The following is a 17,677-nucleotide window of genomic DNA, read 5'->3' on the forward strand; positions in this document are numbered from 1 at the left end:
CCTCAAAGCCCTTCCCCCATCAAGGGGGAAGGGAGATGACCTCCTGGTACGCCGACACCGCCACGCCCTTCCCAAGCCTGCTTCCGCTCAGGGGCGATGTCCGCGCCGACGTCTGCGTGATCGGCGCGGGCTATACGGGCCTGGGCGCGGCGCTTGAGCTGGCCCGGCGCGGCGTGTCTGTGATCGTGCTTGAAGCGGGCCGTGTCGGGTCGCAGGCTTCGGGACGCAATGGCGGACAGGTCCATACCGGCCATCGTCGCGATCAGGCCTGGCTGGAAAAGACGGTGGGCCAGGACGACGCCACGGCCCTGTGGCGGCTGGCCCAGGACGCGCGGACGCACCTGCACGCCACCATCACGGACCACGCCATCGCCTGCGACTTGAAGCCCGGCATGATTCACGCCCGCCATCGTCCGGGCGGCGAGGCCGAAGACGCGGCCCATATCGAGCACATGGCCCGGCGCTACGACTATGACGCCCTGTCGCTGGTCGGAACCGGTGATCTGGCCCGGGACCTGGGCACAGATGTCTATCATGGCGGGCTGATCGACCGGGACGGGGGCCACCTGCATCCGCTGAACCTGGCCCTGGGCCTGGCCCGCGCGGCCCTGGCGGCCGGCGCGACGATCCACGAGCACAGCCGGGCGCTGTCCTGGACCCGTCAGGGCGGCAAGATCGTGGTGTTCACGGCCGACAGCCGGATCACCTGCGACCAGTTGATCATCAGCGGCGACGGCAGCCTCAACCACATGGCGGGTCGGGCGCGCGACCGGGTGATGCCGATCAACAACTTTATCCTGACCACCGAGCCGCTGGGTGATCTGGCCGACCAGATCATCACCTCCGACGCCGCTGTGGCCGACAGCCGCTTTGTCGTGAACTATTTCCGCAAGACCCCGGATGGCCGCCTGCTGTTTGGCGGCGGCGAGAACTATCGCCCGGGCTTCCCGGCCGACATCGCCGGCTTCGTCCGTCGACACATGCTGAAGATCTATCCGCGACTGAAAGACGTGAAGATCAGCCACGCCTGGGGCGCCACCCTGGGCATCACCATGAACCGCGTGCCGTTCGTGGCGCAGGTCGCGCCCGGCGTGCGGGTGGCGTCCGGCTATTCGGGGCAGGGGGTGATGCTGGCCCCCTATGTCGGCAAGCTGCTGGCCGACGCGGCGCTGGGTGAAGGCGCTGGCGTGGATCTGCTGTCGCGCCTGCCCACCCCGCCGTTTCCGGGCGGGGGCCTGCTGCGTTGGCCGCTGACGGTGGCGGGGCTGAGCTGGTACGGACTGCGGGACCGGCTGTAAGCCATCCCGAATTGACTTCCATCGCCACGCTCGATCTCCTCGCCCCATGACCACCCAGACGACCTCCGCCCAGGGCGGCCTCGCCACCGCGCTTGAACACGCCCAGCGCCTGCTGGAGCATGACCCGGCGCTGGCGCGACAACAGGCGGAAGCCATCCTGGAAGCGGTTCCGCGCCACGCCGGCACGACCGTGGTGCTGGCCGCCGCGCATCGCCTGGGCGGAGACCCCGACAAGGCCCTGGCTGTGATCGCGCCGCTGGCGCGGGGCCTGCCTAGCCTGGCCGAGGGCCAGCTGGAGCTGGGCCTGACCCTGGCTGATCTGGGCCGCACCGCCGAGGCCGTCGCAGCCTTCCGGCGCACGGTCGCGCTCGATCCGCGCGCCGGCGAAGCCTGGCGCGGTCTGGCCGAGGGGCTGGACCTGATGGGCGACACGGCCGGCGCAGAGCAGGCCCTGGCCCAGCAACTTCGGGCCTCGACCCGCGATCCGGCCCTGATCGAGGCCGCCGTCGCCCTGATCGACAACCGGCTTGGCGAAGCCGAGCAGCGGCTACGTGACCACCTCGCTGATCATCCCGCCGACGTCGCCGCCCTGCGCATGCTGGCCGAGACCGGCGCCCGGCTGGGCCGTTACGAGGACGCCGAGCGCCTGCTGACGGGGTGCCTGGAGATCGCCCCCGGCTTTGCGGCTGCGCGGCACAATCTGGCGACCATGCTCTATCGGCAGAACAAGTCGGCCCAGGCCCTGGCGCAGATCGAGCGCCTGACCGACCGCGACCCTCGCCATCCCGGCTACGCCAACCTGCGCGCGGCGATCCTGTCGCGGCTGGGTGAGTACGACACCGCCATCGGGATTTACGAGCGGATGCTGGCCGAGTTCCCCAACCAGCCCAAGGGCTGGATGAGCTATGGCCATGCCCTCAAGACCGTGGGCCGCCAACCCGACTGCATCGCCGCCTATCGCAAGGCGCTGGAGTTGTCGCCGGGTCTGGGCGAGGCCTGGTGGAGCCTGGCCAATCTGAAGACCGTGAAGTTCGACGCCGCCGACCGCGCCACCATGGCCGCCGGGCTGGAGCAGCCGGACCTGTCGGACGATGACCGGCTGCATCTGCACTACGCTTTGGGCAAGGCGCTTGAGGACGCCAAGGCCTATGCCGACTCCTTCCAGCACTATGCCGCCGGCGCGGCGATCCGGCGCCAGCAGGTGGACTACGATCCGGAGGAGAACCACGCCGATGTGGCGCGCTCACGCGCGGTGTTCACCCCGGCTCTGCTGGCCGCCAAGGCGGGGCAGGGCTGCCCGGCGCCCGATCCGATCTTCGTGGTCGGCCTGCCGCGCTCGGGCTCGACCCTGATCGAGCAGATCCTGGCCAGCCACAGCCAGGTTGAGGGCACGATGGAGCTGCCCGACCTGATCGTCATGGCGCGGCGGCTGGGCGGCAAGGCCAACCGCCGCGAGGATTCGACCTATCCTGAAATGCTGGTCGACCTGTCGCCGGACGCCCTGCGGAAGCTCGGCGAGGAGTATCTGGAACGCACCCGGGTGCAGCGGAAGACGGACAGGCCGTTCTTCATCGACAAGATGCCCAACAACTTCGCCCACACCGGCCTGATCCACCTGATCTTGCCGAACGCGAAGATCATCGACGCGCGCCGTCATCCGCTGGGCTGCTGCTTTTCGGGCTTCAAGCAGCACTTCGCCCGGGGCCAGGCCTTCAGCTACGACCTGACCGACATCGGCCGCTACTATGCTGACTATGTGGATCTGATGGATCACTTCGACACCGTGCTTCCGGGCCGGGTGCACCGGGTGATCTACGAGGCGATGATCGCGGACCCCGAGGGGCAGATCCGCGCCCTGCTGGATCATTGCGGCCTGCCGTTTGAGCCGGCCTGCCTGAACTTCCACGAGAACGACCGCGCCGTGCGCACGGCCAGTTCCGAACAGGTTCGCCAGCCCATCTTCAAGGACGCCGTCGAGCATTGGCAGAATTTCGAATCGGCTCTGGGCCCGCTCAAACAGGCATTGGGTGACTGTCTGGCGACTTATCCGGACACGCCTAGAAACTGAACACCCCGTTCTGGGTCTGCCATTTCTGCAACAGTCGGAAGATTCGGGATTTTTTGGCGCTTTCCGCCTTGCCGAGCGCTTAGACGCGGCCGAACATCGTTCCCTTAAAATGGTACGGGGAGCGACCATGAAGACGCGTAAGAATTTCAGGCGGGCGGGGGTCTATTCGGCCGCGTTGCTGGCTTCGACCATGCTGACCAGCGTGGCGGCCATGGCTCAGGAGAGCCAGGCCATTTCGCTCGAAGAGGTGGTGGTCACCGCCCAGAAGCGATCCGAAAATCTGCAGGACGTGCCGGTCAGCATCCAGGCGATGGGTGAGGCCAAGCTGGAGCAACTGCAGGTCGGTAATTTCGTCGACTATGTGAAGTACCTGCCCAGCGTGTCGTTCACGACCGCCGGTCCCGGCTTTGGCCAGGTCTATATGCGCGGCGTCGCCAGCGGCGGCGACGGCAACCACTCCGGCTCTCTGCCCAGCGTCGGCGTCTATCTGGACGAACAGCCGATCAGCACCATCCAGGGCGCGCTGGACATCCACGTCTATGACGTCGCCCGGGTCGAGGCCCTGGCCGGACCGCAGGGCACGCTGTACGGCGCCAGCTCGCAGGCCGGCACGCTTCGGATCATCACCAACAAGCCCAGCACGGCGGGCTTCTCGGCCGGCGTCGACATCGAGGGCAATATCGTCGACGGCGACGATACCGGCCATGTCGAAGAGGCCTTTATCAACATGCCGCTGTCGGACACCATCGCGGTGCGTCTGGTCGGCTGGAACGAGGAAGCCGCCGGCTATATCGACAACGTCAAGGGCACCCGCACCTATGGCCGCGGCACCGCGACCACGTCGGACGACTTGACGATCAGCAACGCCAACACCGCCAGCGACAACTATAACGGCTCCAGCACCCGGGGCGGCCGCGCCGCCCTGCGCGTCGAACTGGGCGAGAACTGGATCGTCACGCCCTCGATCATGGGCCAGCGCACCAAGACCAGCGGCATCTATGCCTATGACCCCAAGGTCGGCGACCTGAAGCTGACCCACTTCTATCCGGAAGCCTCGGATGACAAGTGGACGCAGACGGCCATGACCATCGAGGGGCAGATCGCCAATCTCGACGTCACCTATGCCGGCTCGTACCTCAAGCGCACGGTCGACACCCGTCAGGACTATTCGGACTATTCCTACTTCTACGACCAGGTCGGCTACGGCTTCTACTGGACCAACGACACGGGCGGCCTGGCCAATCCGTCGCAATACATCACCGGCAAGGACCGCTACACCAAGGAAAGCCACGAAATCCGGATCGCCACGCCGGACGACAAGCGCCTGCGCCTGGTCGGCGGCCTGTTCTACCAGAAGCAGGAACACGGGATCACCCAGCGCTACAAGATCGACGGCATCGGCTACGACATCGAGGTGCCCGGCTATAGCGACACCATCTGGCTGACCGCCCAGCAACGGGTCGATCGGGATACGGCGGCGTTCGGCGAGGCCTATTTCGATATCACCCCCAAGCTGACTGTCATGGGCGGTATCCGCTTCTTCAAGTCCGACAATTCGCTGGAAGGCTTCTACGGCTACGGCACCGGCTATGGCGGCACGGGCGAGCGGGCCTGTTTCCGCACCGGCGGCGTCAACGGCGCGCCGTGTACGAACCTGGACAAGCGGGTCAAGGAAACCGGCAACGTTCCCAAGGTCACGCTCACCTACAAGCATGACGACGACAAGCTGGCCTATGTCACCTATTCGGAAGGCTTCCGGCCGGGCGGTATCAACCGTCGCTCGACCCTGCCGCCCTATCAGGCCGACTATCTGAAGAACTACGAGTTCGGCTGGAAGACCAGCTGGATGGAGAACCGCATCCGCTGGAATGGCGCGGTGTTCATGGAAGACTGGCAGAACTTCCAGTTCTCGATCCTGGGGGCCAACGGCCTGACGGAGATCAAGAACGCCAACGAGGCCCGCATCAAGGGCGTTGAAAGCGACGTCACCCTGGCGGTCACCCAGGGCTTCACGATCAGCGGCGCGGCGGCCTATACCGACGCCAAGCTGACGGCCAACTATTGCGGCTTCACCGACGCCCAGGGCAATCCCGTCACCACCTGCGCCAGTCCGCAGGCTCCGGATGGCACGGTTCTGCCGGTGACGCCGAAGTTCAAGGCCAATGTCACGGCGCGCTACGACTTCAATGTCGGTGACTATGACGCCTATCTGCAGGCCTCGGCCGTCCATCAGACGGGCAGCTGGACCGACCTGCGGATCAACGAGCGTGGCATCATCGGGCGTCAGGCGGGCTATACCCTGCTGGACGTTTCCGGCGGCGTCGTGCGCGCTGACTGGTCGATGTCGCTCTATGTGAAGAACCTGACCGACAAGCGCGCCAGCCTGGGCCGCTACGCCGAATGCGCCGAAAGTGTCTGCGGCGCACAGACCTACATCACGCCCAACCAGCCCCGGACGGTTGGCCTGAAAATCGGACGCAAGTTCTAGGCGGAAGGGGGCGGCTCGCGAGGGCCGCCCCTTTTTCATTTCCGATGATGGCTTGGCAGCGTGTGTGTCTCACTCGCGCCGTTCCCGGCTTTCGCCGCGTGAGCGGGAAGGGTGTGTTTAAGTGAAAGTGTTGCAACCCAAGGCCCTTGGCTTCTGGATGTGCGTCGCCCTGGTCGTGGGCAATATGATCGGCTCGGGCGTCTTCATGCTGCCCGCCTCTCTGGCGCCCTATGGCTGGAACGCCGTGGCGGGCTGGGTCCTGACCATCGGCGGCGCCCTTTGCCTGGCCTTCGTGTTCGCGCGCCTGGCCAAGGCCTTTCCGCAGGGCGGCGGACCCTACATCTACACCCAGGAGGCCTTTGGCCCCGCCGCCGGCTTCATGGTGGCGTGGAGCTACTGGATCTCGATCTGGGTCGGCAATGCCGCCATCGCCGCCGGCACGGTCAGCTATCTCAGCGTCTTTTATCCGCAGATCGCCACCCAGACCGGCCTGCACTGCGCGATCACCCTGGTGATGATCTGGGGGCTGACGATCATGAACTGCTTCGGCGCGCGGCTGGCCGGTGGCATGCAGGTGGTCACCACGGCCCTGAAGCTGCTGCCGCTGATGGGCGTGATCCTGCTGGCGGCCGTAGTGCTGGGCAAGACCGGTGGTTCGACCATCCTGCCCTTCCAGGCCCAGGACCTGACGCCCGTCGGCATCACCGCCGCCGCCACCCTGACCCTGTGGGCGCTGCTGGGCATGGAGTCGGCCACCGTGCCGGCCGGCAAGGTCAAGGATCCCGAACGCACCATTCCGCGCGCCACCCTGGTGGGCACCGCCTTTGCCGGCGTGATCTATCTGATCGTCTGCTCGGCGGTGGTGCTGATGACCCCGGCGGACATGCTCAAGACCTCCAACGCGCCCTTCGCCGACTTCGTGGGCCTGTATGGCGGCGGCGACGCCCGTCTGGTCCTGGCCGGCTTTGCGGCGATCAGCGGCTTTGGCGCCCTGAACGGCTGGATGCTGCTGCAGGGCGAGGTGCCCTACGCCATGGCCAAGGGCGGGGTGTTTCCGGCCTTTCTGGCCAAGACCTCAAAGCGCGGCGCGCCGGTCCGGGCCCACGTGCTGTCCAGCCTGTTCCTGACCGTTCTGGTGACGATGAACTACGCCAAGTCGATGGTCGAGCTGTTCACCTTCATGGCCCTGCTGGCCACGGCCATCTCGCTGTTCGCCTATCTGTTCTGCGCCATGGCGGCGCTGCGCCTGCAGAAGCAGGGCCGGATGGAACCCTCGCGCGCCGTGACCGTGGTGGCGATCATCGCAACGATCTATTCGTTCTGGACGCTGTACGGCGCGGGCGAGGCCAGCCTCTGGAGCCTGCTGCTGCTGGTGGTGGGCCTGCCGATCCACTGGCTGATCAAGCGGTTCGCCGTCGTTCCCGTTACGGAGTGAAGACCATGCCGCGCAGCCTCACCGCCCTGGCCGGCGCCGTCCTGGCCGCCGGTCTTGTCGCCCTGACCCCGCCCGCCGCCCTGGCCCAGGCCAGGCTGACCTATGTCCATGCCGGCAAGCTGGTCGACACCGAGGCCGGCAAGGTTCTGACCAACCAGCTGATCCGCATTGAGGGCGAGCGCGTCACCGGCGTGGGTCCGTGGACGGCGCCGCCGAGCGACGGCCCGGTGCTGGACTGGACCGCCTATACCGTCCTGCCCGGCCTGATGGACATGCACACCCATCTGGTTGACCAGGAGCAGACCGACAACATCGCCGAGCCGCTGCTGACCACGGCCGCCGAGCAGGCCTATATCGGCGCCGCCCACGCCCGGGCCACCCTGATGGCCGGCTTTACCAGCGTGCGCGACGTGGGGTCGTGGCGCGCCTTCAGCGATGTCGCCCTGCGCGACGCCATCGACAAGGGCCTGGTGCCTGGCCCCCGCATGTCGGTGGCCGGCGCCTATATCACCACGCCCGGCGGCGGCGGCGAGATCACCGGCATCGCCGCCGATGTCGGCATCCCGCCCGACATGCGGCGCGGGGTGGTTGAGGACGTGACCGATACTCACAAGAAGGCCCGCGCCCTGCTGGTCGGTGGCGCCGACTTCCTGAAGCTGATCGCTACGGGCGCCGTGCTGACCGTCGGCACAGAGCCCGGCCAGCTGGAACTCTCGGCCGAGGAAATCGCCGCCGCCGTCGAGGAGGCCGCCAAGCGCGGAACCTACGCCACCGCCCACGCCCACGGGGCCGAGGGCATCAAGGTGGCGGTGCGGGCCGGGGTGCGCTCGATCGAGCACGGCTCGCTGATCGACGACGAAGGCATCGCCCTGATGAAGGCCAGGGGCGCCTGGCTGGTGGCCGATATCTATAATGGCGACTTCATCGACGCCTATGGCACGGCCCACGGCTGGCCGGCCGAGACCCTGCGCAAAAATACCGAAACTACCGACGCTCAGCGGGTCGGCTTTGCCAAGGCGGTCAAGGCGGGCGTGAAGATCGCCTATGGCACCGACGCCGGCGTGTTTCCGCATGGCCAGAACGCCCGGCAGATGCCCTACATGGTCAAGTACGGCATGACGCCCATGCAGGCGATCCAGTCGGCGACCACCGTCTCGGCCGCCCTGATGAACAAGTCCGCCGAGGTGGGCGCGATCACCAAGGGTCGCTATGCCGACATGATCGCCGTCGCCGGTGATCCGCTGGCCGATATCGCCATCCTCTCCTCGGTGGCCAAGGTGATGAAGGGCGGCGTGGTGGTGAAGGAGTAACGTTCCCCACCGCTCTCCTACAGACCCGTTCGCCTCAAAACTGCTCCCGGTTTCACCAGCCTCCGCCTTGGCGCGGCCTGTGCAATGTGCAATGCAGCATGAATGTTGCCGTGCAGCATTGAAACACTGTCATGCGGACGCTGTATGTCCGACGCTTAAGCCAGTCCAAGGAGTCTCCCCATGGCCAACGAACACAAGTACTTCGTGCGCCCCGTCTCCGGTGTCTGGCATGTGACCTGGAACGATGCGCCGGACCTGATCGGCTCCTATTCCTGCCAGGCCGAGGCCCAGGCCATCGCCGAAATGCTGGCCCGCCACATGCGCGTGCAGGGCAAGACCGCCAAGGTAGAGGTGTTTGAACCCGAAGTTCGCCGCGCCACCTGGGGCCGCAGCATCGTCAGCCACGCCGCCGCCTAGTCTACGAAGAGCGGGGTCGGCGAATAGCCGGCCAGCAGCCGTTCCGCGATCGCCCCGGCCTCGGCCGGGGTGAAGACCGTCGGGTCCAGGCACAGCTCCAGCCACAGCCCGTCGACCACGGCGGTCAGGCCGATCGCCGCCAGCCGCGCATCGACGCCGGTGTCGCAGGCCTTGAGCAGCTCCTCCAGCCGCGCGCGATAGCCGGCATAGGTGCGCCGATGGATGTCGGCGATAGAGTCATTGATCTTGACCAGACTCCAGAACGCCAGCCAGGCGGCCAGCAGCTGTTCGTCCAGCACCGGCGGCCTGAAGCTGGCGGTCAGATAGGCCGACAGCCGGGCGCGCGGCGCGGCTCCCGCCTGCGCGACCGCAGCCTCCAGCGCCGCGTCGATGCGCTGGCCGACCGCCTCGTAGGCCGCCGCGATCAGGGCGTCGACGCCGTCGAAATAGTGCCGCAGCAGACCGGGCGAGACACCGGCTTCCGCGCAGATTGTCCGCACCGACGCGCCGGCCACGCCGTCGCGGGCCAGGACGGTCTCGGCAGCCGCGACCAGCGCCTGGCGGCGGACGTCGGCGGTTTCCCGGGTAAAGGCGGCGCGCACTTCTACGTCGTCATCCCGGGACTTGTTCCCGGGACCCATCTATCCGCCGCAGGGGCCGAGCCGAAGGACGCTCTCCCGCTGAAGCTGAACCCTGGGTCCCGGGAACAAGTCCCGGGATGACGGTGATTGAAAACCATCACCACCCCGTCGGCGGCCGATCCAGCCGCGCCTCGGGGATCAGCGCCCGCATCTTGCGGCCAAAACTGCGCAGCGAAACCTCCGAGCTGGCCAACGGCCCCGCCGTAAAGCTGCGCGACGCCATCCCCTCCTGCACCCGGGCCACCAGTTCGGTGTCCTCGGTATTGACCTGGCGGTTGATGCGCCAGTTCAGATAGCGCGCCGCCTTCATCTCGCGACGGTCGTCGGGCAGGGCGTAGGCGATCTCGCGGATCAGGGTCTGGGTGGCCGAGACCGGGATGAACTGCATGAAATCCACCTGATCGGGATAGATGTCGAAGGCGAAGTTCGGCCACAGCTTGAAATAGGTCCACAGCCGCTTGCGCTCGGGCGGCAGGTGCGGAACGTCGGGCAGTAGGTCCTGATACAGCCGCTCGGACGGGTTGGCCGACGGCTCGTCGATCAGCTGGCCCCACATCTTGTCGACCCACGGCTCGGCCTCGACGCCATAGCCCTTGCCGAACAGCCGGGTCAGGCCGGGGTGGGCGACGGGGATGTGCAGGCCGTCCGAATAGTTGTCGCTGATGTTCTTCCAGTTCACCGCCCGGGGCCGCAGGGTGACGCGGCCGAACGGCTGCAGGTCCTCGAAGCGATAGTGGGCTACCTCATGATCGTACGGCACCATCATCTCGGCGACGGACGGGCCATCTCCCTCCAGTCGGGTAAAGACAAAGCCGCGCCAGACCTCGACCTCCACCTTGACCAGGCCCTGCTTGTCCATGTCCAGCGCCGGATAGGTGTCGCGCATCGGCACGCCGATCAGCCGGCCTTCCAGGTCGTAGGTCCAGGCGTGATAGGGGCAGACGATGCGGCCGCCGCCCTTGCCACAGCTGCCGCTGGGGCCGTCGACCAGCCGCGCGCCGCGATGGCGGCAGACATTGGTGAAGGCCCGCACGCCGCCGTCCTTGCTGCGCACCACCACGACGCTCTCGCCCAGGAAGTCGAGCGTGTGGAAGTCGCCGGCCTTGGGGATGTCGTTCAGATGGCAGACGACCTGCCACGAGGGCCGCAGGATCCTGTCCTGCTCCTCCTTGAAGAACCGGTCGTTGCCGTAGGTCCAGCCGGGCAGACCCCAATCGGCTTGCGGGTCGGTGTTGGAGATGGACCCCATCACCGTCCCACCGCCGAAAGCTTCAGCGCCGTAACGAAGTCCTTGTCGCGCAGGATCTCGCGCGCCGCGTTGCGCCCCGGATTGCCGGAAACGCCGCCGCCCGGATGACAGCCGGCGCCGCACATGTAGAGGCCCTTCAGCGGGCCGCGATGGCTGGCATGTCCCAGGAGCGGGCGCGCGGCCCACAGCTGATCCAGCGACATGTGGCCATGCATGATGTCGCCATTGACCAGGCCGAACTTCCGCTCCAGATCCGTCGGGGACAGGATCATCCGTCCCAGGACCGAGGCCTTGAAGTTGGGGGCCCAGTCATTGACCGTGTCGATGATCAGGTCGGCCGCCGCTTCGCGCTCGTTGTCCCAGGTACGGCCGCCCGGCAGGTCCCAGGCGAACTGCTGACAGAACAGGCTGGCCACGTGCTGGCCGGGCGGGGCCAGGGTCGGGTCCAGGGTCGAGGGGATCAGCATCTCGACGATCGGCTTCTTGCTGATGCCGAAGGCCTTGGCGTCGCGATAGGCCTCGTCCATGTAGTCGAGGCTGGGCGAGATCACGATGCCGCATTGATGGTGCTCGGCCGAGACCTTGCCGGGCAGGCAGGTGAAGTCCGGCAGCTCCGACAGGGCCACGTTCATCCGGAAGGTGCCCGAGCCGTTCTTGTAGCCCTTGATGGCCTTGGTGAAGGCGGCGGGCAGGGCCGAGGGCGCGATCAGCTTGCCGTACAGCAGCGACGGATTGAGGTTGGACGAGACGATCGGGGCCATGATCTGGCGGCCGTCGACCAGCTGCACGCCCGTGGCTCGGGGGCCGTCCTTGCCGTGCTCGACATGCACCGCCTCGACCGGCGCATCGAGCAGGATCTCGACGCCCAGGGCCTCGCAGGCCTTGGCCATCGCCTGGGTGATCGCACCCATGCCGCCGATGGCATGACCCCACGCGCCCTTCTTGCCGTTCACCTCGCCGAAGGTGTGGTGCAGCAGCACATAGGCCGAGCCGGGGCTATCGGGACTGGCGAAATTGCCGACCACGGCGTCGAAGCCGAAGCTGGCCTTGACCGCGTCGCTCTCGAACCAGCCGTCCAGGAAGTCGCGGGCGCTCTTGGTGAAAAGGTCCAGCAGGTCGCGCTTGCGCTCCTTGCTCAGCAGGGCCAGCCGCGTGCCCTGGCGGGCGCCGCGCAGCAGGCCATGGATGCCGTCGCCCAGGTTGGGCGGGGTCTCGGCGGCCAGGTCGCGCAGCACGTCGCCGATCTCGTCGAGCATGGCGTAATAGGCCGGCAGCACCTCGGCGTCGCGCCGGCTGTACTGGCGGAACGCCTCCTGGGTGCGCTCAAGACCGCCGCCCAGTTTCAGATATTTGCTGTCGCTGATGGGCAGGAAGTTGGAGATCGGCCGCTCGACGATCTTCAGGCCCAGAGCGTGCAGGCCCATGTCGGCGAGCACCTTGGGGCTCAGAAGGCTGACCGTGTAGCTGGCGACGGAGTTGCGGAAGCCCGGATGGAATTCCTCGGTCACCGCCGCCCCGCCGACCACGCCCCGCGCCTCGCAGATCGTGACCTTCAGCCCGGCCGTGGCCAGGTAGAAGGCGCAGACGAGGCCGTTGTGGCCGCCGCCGATGATGACCGCGTCGCGGGTTTGGGTGGTGGCCATGTGGTGTGTTCCCCGATGTGTGGGGAGAGGTTGCTATACGAGTGTATAATAGGCAAGTCGGATCTAAGTCCTCCCCCTGAAGGGGGAGGTGTCGGCGAAGCCGACGGAGGGGGGAAGGGCTGCTGACTCAGTGCGGTCTTCCCCCGCCGGCCTAAGGCCGCCTCCCCCATCAGGGGGAGGATCTATGCTGTCGCCCGCTCATCACCCCGCGCCGTCAGCCAGTACATCACCGGCGTCGCCACCCGTGACAGCACGGTCGAGGTGATCAGACCGCCGATGATCGCGATGGCCAGCGGCGAGTACAGACCCGACCGTTCCAGCGCCAGCGGCAGCAGCCCGCCGATGGCCGTCACCGAGGTCAGCAGCACCGGCAGGAAGCGCACCTCGCCGGCCTTTTCGATGGCGTCGTGCAGGCCCATGCCCTCGCGTCGCAGCTGTTCGGTGAAGTCGACCAGCAGGATCGAGTTCTTGATCTCGATGCCGATCAGGGCGATCAGGCCGATGGTGGCGGTGAAGCTCAGCGAGTTGCCAGTGATCGCCAGGGCCGCCACCGCGCCGAAGATGCCGAACGGGATGATGCCGGCCACGACCAGGGCGGTCTTGAACTTCTGGAACTCCAGAACCAGCACCGCCAGGATGCCGAACACCGCGATCAGCACCGCCGCGCCCAGGCCGGCGAAGCTCTCAGACTGGGCCTCGGCTTGGCCACCCAGGCCCAGGCGATAGCCGGGGGGCATGGGCAGGTCCTTTTCCAGCTTTGCGACCACGTCCTGCGTCACCTTGGCGGCCAGGAAGCCGGTGGAGACATAGGCGGTGACCGTCACCGTCCGCTCGCGGTCGAAGCGGTCGATACGGGCGGGGCTGGATTTCAGGGTCGGGGTGGCCACGGCGTCCAGCCGCGCGGCCAGGCCGTCGGCGGTCGGCACATAGACCCCCTTGAGGGCCGACAGCGGATTGCGCGCTGCTCCATCGGCCTGTTCCATCGGCAAGCGGACCTTGACCGCATAGTCATCCCCGTCCGGATCGCGGAAGCGGGCGGTTTCCTCGCCCGACAGGGCCAGCCGCGCCGCGCGGCGGGCCGCGCCGGCCGGCACGCCAAGAGCCGACGCCTTGGCCTCGTCGACACCCAGGTCCAGATCGGTGCGGTCCAGGCGGATGGGGTTGGTGACGTCGCGGGTTCCGGGCGTGGCCTTCAGTGTCGCCTCGGTGCGCGCCGCCAGGGCCTTGAGCACGTCGAGATTCTGGCCGGTCAGGCGGATGGCGATCGGCGCGTCGATGGGCGGGCCGTTCTCGAAGGTGACGACGCTGATCCGCGCACCGGGGAAGTCGCTGAAATCGCGGCGCAGACCGTCCAGCACCTTGTCGCTCTTGTCCGGCTCCCAGGCCTTGAGGCTGACAAAGACCTCGGCATAGGTGGTGGCGCTCTCGCGTTGCGACTGGTTGTAGAAGATCTGCGGATTGCCCCGGCCCAGATTGGCGGCGCGCCAGGTGACTTCGGGCGTGGCCTTCAGGCGTTGCTCGACGAATTTCAGCGCGCGGTCGGTGCGGGCCAGGGACGAGCCGTCGGGCGTCTCGATGCGCACCAGGAACTGCGGCGTCTCGGCCGGCGGGAACAGGCTGGAGCCGATCAGTTTCAGCATCGGATAGGTGGTCACGCACAGGGCCAGCATGATCGCCAGCGCCGCCCAGGGTCGGGCCAGAGCCCAGTGCAGCACCGGGCGATAGAAGCGGTGAATGCCGCCATTGACGGCCCGCAGCAGGGCGTTGCCCTCAGGGTCGGAATGCTTGTCGAGGATCCGGCTGGCCAGGAACGGAATGATGGTCATCGAGACCAGCAGGGACGCGGCGATGGTGCACAGGACCGTCACCGGCAGCGATTTGATATAGGCCCCGGAGCCGGCCGGCAGGGCCATCAGCGGCAGGAAGGCCAGCATCAGGGTCGCGGTGCAGCCGATCACCGCCAGGCCGATCTGGCGGGTGCCGTTGACCGCCGCCTCGGTACGCTCCTCGCCCTCGCGGATACGGCGGGCGATGTTCTCGGTGATGACGATGCTGTCGTCGACCAGCAGGCCCAGCGACAGCACAAAGCCGGCGATCGACAGCTGGTTGAGGGTGAAGCCAAAGGCCTGCAGCATCGACAGGCCGATCAGCAAGCTGAGCGGGATCGAGACCATCACCACCAGGCCGGCGCGCGGCCCCAGCGGCAGCAGGGTGATCAGCACCAGAACCAGGGCGATGCCGAAATCGCGGAACAGGGCGTTGAGCCGGTGCTTGACGTTGTCGGCCTGGACGAAGCCGCGCTGCAGCTTGACGCCGGCGGGCAGGATCTTTTCGTACTCGTCCAGCACCTGCTCGACGCTCTTGGTGATCTTGGTCACATCCTGGCCGTCCTTCTGGGTCACGGTCAGGAACACGGCGCGCTGGCCGTTGAAGCGGGCCAGATGGGTCGGCTCCTGCTGAGCCCAGGCCACCTTGGCCACGTCTCGCACCCGGGTGACCTGGCCGCCGATGGCGCGCACGGGGGTGTCGCCGACGGCGTCCAGCGAGCGGAAGGCCCCGCCGGACTTGACGTTGAAGCGCCGCTCTCCGGCCTGCACGGCGCCGATCGGCGCCTCGGCGCCCGCCTGGCGCAGGGCGTCGGCGACGGCGGTTGCGGGCAGTTTCAGAGCCGACAGGCGCGCCAGGTCCAGGGTGACCTGAACCTCGGAAGACGGCGCGCCCCAATACCGGGCCTCGCGCACGCCAGGCACGCGATCCAGCCGCTCGCGCAGGCGGTCGGCGGTCTTCTCCAGGCGCCGCATCGGCAGCACGTCGCTGGTCAGGGCCACCTGGACGATGGCGACCTCGGTGGTCCGGGCCCGCTGGATGTCCAGCCGGGCGATGCCGGTCGGCAGATTGCCGCGAATGGCGTTCACCTCGCGCACGACCTGATCGTACTTGCGCTCGGGATCCACATCCCAGGTGAAGTGGACGCGGACCGAGGCCGCGCCGTCGGCGCTGGTCGACTCGACCTTTTCGATATTGTCCAGACCGTCGACGGCGTCCTCGATCGGGTCGACGACCAGTTGCTCCATCTCGGAAGGCTCGGCCCCCGGCAGCACGGCGCGAACGATGACGATCGGGATCGGGAAGTGCGGATCTTCCGAACGCGGAATGCTGGTGAAGGCGTTGAAGCCCAGCATGACCAGCAGGCCAAACGCCACCAGGGTGAATTGCCACCGGTGAACCGCCACTCCGGCGAGGTCGAACTTCACGGCTATCGGCTCCCGGCCAGCTGGGCGGGGTCGACGACGCGCACCTTCTCGCCGTCGCTGACAAAGCCGGCCCCGGCCGTGATCACCTGGGCGCCGTCGGCCAGGCCCGAGACCAGGGCGTCGTCGCCGTCAAAGCCACCAAAGCCGACAGCCGTGCGGCGGGCGACGCCGCGATCCAGTCGCAGCACGAAGGCGCGGGCGCCCTGGGCCTCCAGCACCGCCTCGGCGGGAATGCGCGCGAAGGCGGGGCCGGCGCTCGCAGGGGACGCCGCGCGAACCGTCAACTCGGCATTGGCGATCTGGCCGCTGCGTAGCTCGGGCCGGCCGGCCAGTTCGATCTCGACGGTGACAGCGCCGGTGCGAGTGTCGGCCGCCTCGCCCACGCGGGTGACGGTTCCGTTCAGCAATTGTCCGCCCAGATCCTCGACCCTGACCCGGGCGCTGTCGCCGACCCGGACGCGGGCGGCGTCGCGGGCGGCCAGGGGCAGGCGCAGGACCAGGGGGCTGGTCAGGTCGGCGACGCGGGCCACCACCTGGCCGGGCTGGACCACTTCGCCGGTCTGGGCGGTCCGGGTCAGCACCACGCCCGAAGCGGGGGAGACCAGCTGGGCCCAGCGCCGGTCGAAACTGGCCGAGCTATAGGCGGCCTGGGTCGATTTCAGCACGCTCTGGCGGTCGTCCAGCCGCTGCCGGCTGACATAGCCCTTCTCGAACAGCGCCTTGTCGCGCTCGACGTCGCGGCGGGCGCGCTCAAGGTCGGCCGAGGTCTGCTGCTGGCGGGCGTCTAGATTGGCCGGATCGATGGTGGCGATGACCTGGCCGGCTCGAACGCTGTCGCCGGCCTCGATGCTCATGCGGGTCAGCACCCCGGCGATGCGGAACGACAGCGCCATTTCGCGCCGACGCTCCAGCGTGCCGGTTCCAGACACCGCTGCGGCAGTGTTGGGCGCGGCGACCTGAGCGGCCTCGACAGGCGTCGGCTGGGCCGGCGCTTCAGCCTGCTCGGCCTTGCCGCCGCAGGACGCGATCCAGGGCAGGATCGCCGCCGTGACCAGAGGCCGCCACGCGCGTTGGAGAAGGGGCTGGGGAGAGCGCCGCATCGACCTTGTTCCAGATCAATCAATGATAAGTTATCAGTGATAGATTGTTGTGGCTTGTCAAGCTCGGCGCGGAATGATGAAGCTCGGAAAATGAAGACGTCAACCACGCGGTCACCGCGTAAAGCCAAGGGCCACGGCGCCGAACGCCGCGAAGAGATCCTCGCCTCCGCCCTGACCCTGTTCAGCGAGCGCGGCGTGCATGCCGTCTCGACCCGGCAGATCGCCGAACTGGCCGGGATCTCGCAACCGGCGCTCTATGCCTACTTCGCCACCAAGGACGACATGGCCGCCGAGCTGTGCGTGCGGGCCTTCGCCACCCTGGTCGAGCGCATGCGGGCCGCCCGCGTTCAGGGCCAGCCGACGGTCGAAAATTTCGAGCGGTCGCTGCAGGTCTATGTCGATTTCGGGATCGAAAACCCCAACCCCTATCGCGTGGCCTTCATGATCGAGAAGGGCCACGACGGCGGGTTTCTGGACAAGACCGCCGGCCGGCCGTTGATCGCGGGGCTGGAGGCTTTTGGTCTGTTCCGCGACATGGTCGGTGAGTATCAGGCCGCCGGCCTGACCGTGCTGGACGACGCGCAACTGGCCACCCAGACCCTCTGGGCCGGTCTTCACGGGCTGGTATCGCTGTTGATCGCCCGGGCGGAATTCCCGTGGGTCGAGCGCGAAACCCTGATCGCGGCCCATATCGCCATGCTGCGGCGCGGCGCCCTTAAGTAGGGGGCGCTGATCCGGGTCGTGGCAAAGGTGGCCGCGCGGGCCTATATCCCC

General features: G+C 67.6%; 12 protein-coding genes. 7 read left to right on the forward strand and 5 right to left on the reverse strand.

Annotated elements, in window-relative coordinates; all coding sequences use genetic code 11:
- Positions 1-35 precede the first annotated feature (35 nt).
- From ACN2C8_RS02370 to ACN2C8_RS02395, 6 genes are all read left to right on the forward strand, one after another.
- Complete coding sequence (locus tag ACN2C8_RS02370) at positions 36-1,298, forward strand: NAD(P)/FAD-dependent oxidoreductase (protein WP_419254193.1); 1,263 nt, start codon at positions 36-38, stop codon at positions 1,296-1,298.
- A 46-nt stretch (positions 1,299-1,344) separates the two neighbouring features.
- Positions 1,345-3,366: a sulfotransferase gene (locus ACN2C8_RS02375; RefSeq protein WP_419254194.1), complete on the forward strand. Its 2,022-nt coding sequence runs from the start codon at positions 1,345-1,347 to the stop codon at positions 3,364-3,366.
- A gap of 127 nt (positions 3,367-3,493) precedes the next feature.
- Positions 3,494-5,854 carry a TonB-dependent receptor gene (locus ACN2C8_RS02380; RefSeq protein WP_419254195.1) on the forward strand — a complete coding sequence of 787 codons (2,361 nt, stop codon included), beginning with the start codon at positions 3,494-3,496 and terminating at the stop codon, positions 5,852-5,854.
- Positions 5,855-5,975: 121 nt separating this feature from the next.
- A complete protein-coding gene (locus ACN2C8_RS02385; protein ID WP_419254196.1) occupies positions 5,976-7,289 on the forward strand; it encodes an amino acid permease in 1,314 nt (437 codons plus the stop codon).
- Between the two features lie 5 nt (positions 7,290-7,294).
- On the forward strand, positions 7,295-8,599 hold the full coding sequence (locus ACN2C8_RS02390; RefSeq protein ID WP_419254197.1) for an amidohydrolase family protein: 1,305 nt from the start codon (positions 7,295-7,297) through the stop codon (positions 8,597-8,599).
- Positions 8,600-8,779: 180 nt separating this feature from the next.
- Positions 8,780-9,016 (forward strand): hypothetical protein, encoded by a 237-nt coding sequence (locus tag ACN2C8_RS02395; RefSeq protein ID WP_419254198.1) that lies wholly within the window; start codon positions 8,780-8,782, stop codon positions 9,014-9,016.
- Here the strand turns inward: ACN2C8_RS02395 and ACN2C8_RS02400 are convergent.
- From ACN2C8_RS02400 to ACN2C8_RS02420, 5 genes are all read right to left on the reverse strand, one after another.
- Positions 9,013-9,657, reverse strand: coding sequence for a TetR family transcriptional regulator C-terminal domain-containing protein (locus ACN2C8_RS02400; RefSeq protein ID WP_419254199.1), 645 nt, complete (start codon positions 9,655-9,657; stop codon positions 9,013-9,015). The genes ACN2C8_RS02395 and ACN2C8_RS02400 overlap by 4 nt on opposite strands.
- Positions 9,658-9,754: 97 nt before the next feature.
- Positions 9,755-10,906 (reverse strand): aromatic ring-hydroxylating oxygenase subunit alpha, encoded by a 1,152-nt coding sequence (locus tag ACN2C8_RS02405; protein ID WP_419254200.1) that lies wholly within the window; start codon positions 10,904-10,906, stop codon positions 9,755-9,757.
- A complete protein-coding gene (locus tag ACN2C8_RS02410; protein WP_419254201.1) occupies positions 10,906-12,549 on the reverse strand; it encodes a phytoene desaturase family protein in 1,644 nt (547 codons plus the stop codon). Before ACN2C8_RS02410 ends, ACN2C8_RS02405 begins: the two co-directional genes overlap by 1 nt.
- A 182-nt stretch (positions 12,550-12,731) precedes the next feature.
- The gene (locus tag ACN2C8_RS02415) at positions 12,732-15,803 is read right to left on the reverse strand and encodes an efflux RND transporter permease subunit (protein WP_419254202.1); all 3,072 of its coding nucleotides are present in this window, start codon (positions 15,801-15,803) and stop codon (positions 12,732-12,734) included.
- Between the two features lie 2 nt (positions 15,804-15,805).
- Positions 15,806-16,903 (reverse strand): efflux RND transporter periplasmic adaptor subunit, encoded by a 1,098-nt coding sequence (locus tag ACN2C8_RS02420; protein ID WP_419254203.1) that lies wholly within the window; start codon positions 16,901-16,903, stop codon positions 15,806-15,808.
- Between the two features lie 90 nt (positions 16,904-16,993).
- Here ACN2C8_RS02420 and ACN2C8_RS02425 point away from each other — a divergent pair, with 90 nt between their 5' ends.
- Positions 16,994-17,626, forward strand: coding sequence for a TetR/AcrR family transcriptional regulator (locus ACN2C8_RS02425; protein ID WP_419254205.1), 633 nt, complete (start codon positions 16,994-16,996; stop codon positions 17,624-17,626).
- Positions 17,627-17,677: the final 51 nt, after the last annotated feature.

The sequence above is a fragment of the Caulobacter sp. ErkDOM-C genome (assembly GCF_048541825.1).
Taxonomy (GTDB): domain Bacteria; phylum Pseudomonadota; class Alphaproteobacteria; order Caulobacterales; family Caulobacteraceae; genus Caulobacter.